This window comes from Mycobacterium sp. E2989 (genome assembly GCF_001667595.1).
Classification (GTDB): Bacteria; Actinomycetota; Actinomycetes; order Mycobacteriales; family Mycobacteriaceae; genus Mycobacterium.
Map to the genome: position 1 here is coordinate 1 of NZ_LZJX01000068.1, position 747 is coordinate 747.

Annotated in this window: 2 protein-coding genes; one reads left to right on the plus strand and one right to left on the minus strand. The window is 69.6% G+C overall.

Annotation, left to right across the window (positions count from 1 at the left end; genetic code table 11):
- The coding region (locus tag A5680_RS12570) for a TetR/AcrR family transcriptional regulator (protein ID WP_156674996.1) at nucleotides 1–318 on the minus strand (318 nt) is incomplete at its 3' end.
- Between the two features lie 101 nt (nucleotides 319–419).
- Here A5680_RS12570 and A5680_RS12575 point away from each other — a divergent pair.
- The coding region (locus A5680_RS12575) for a TetR/AcrR family transcriptional regulator (protein ID WP_156675089.1) at nucleotides 420–747 on the plus strand (328 nt) is incomplete at its 3' end.

Sequence of the window (747 nt, forward strand, 5' to 3'; positions counted from 1 at the left end):
CTCGCGCATCAACCGGCCCGATTCGTCGAGCACCGCCTCGATGCGGTCGACGGCGTCGCCGGATCGCGCCGCGGCCGCCCGCAGCCGTGGCAGCGCGACGTCGGTTCGCGCCGCGATCGCGGCCTTGATCAGTTCGGCCTTGTTGGGAAAGTAGTTGTAGAGGCTGGCGCTGGTGACGTTCGCGGTGCGGGCGATCTCACGGATGGTGGCGCGGGAGTAGCCCGCCGTGGCCACACAACGCATGGTGGCCACGATGATTCGCTGGCGGGTGTCCTCGCCGCTGGCGCCCACCGGGCGTCCCCGCTGCGCCCGCGTCACCGTGCTCCGCCCACTCGCGTGTCCTGTCCGCCGGGCTCTCGAAGCCCGACAGCATCGAATATAATCGACTGATCGATTAGCCCGGGGGTTCGCGGAGGCAAATGAGCGTTCTGCCGTCACAGCTGGGGCGCCCGGTGGGTGCCGATGGCGAGCAGACCCGCGCGCGCGTCATCGCCGCGGCGATGCGGTGCGTGGCCGAGATGGGCTACTCCCGCACCACTATTCGCGAGATCGCGCGGGCCGCCGACATGACCAGCGGCAGCCTGTATCACTACTTTGCGAACAAGTCCGAGCTGCTGGACGCCGCCGTCGAGGAGATCGAGGGAATCGCGCTGCCGCGGCTGCAGGCCGGGGCCGAACGGGCCGACGGCGTGGTCGAACGCCTCGCGGCGGTGTTGGACGAGACGAACCGGTTGATGCGCGAGTATC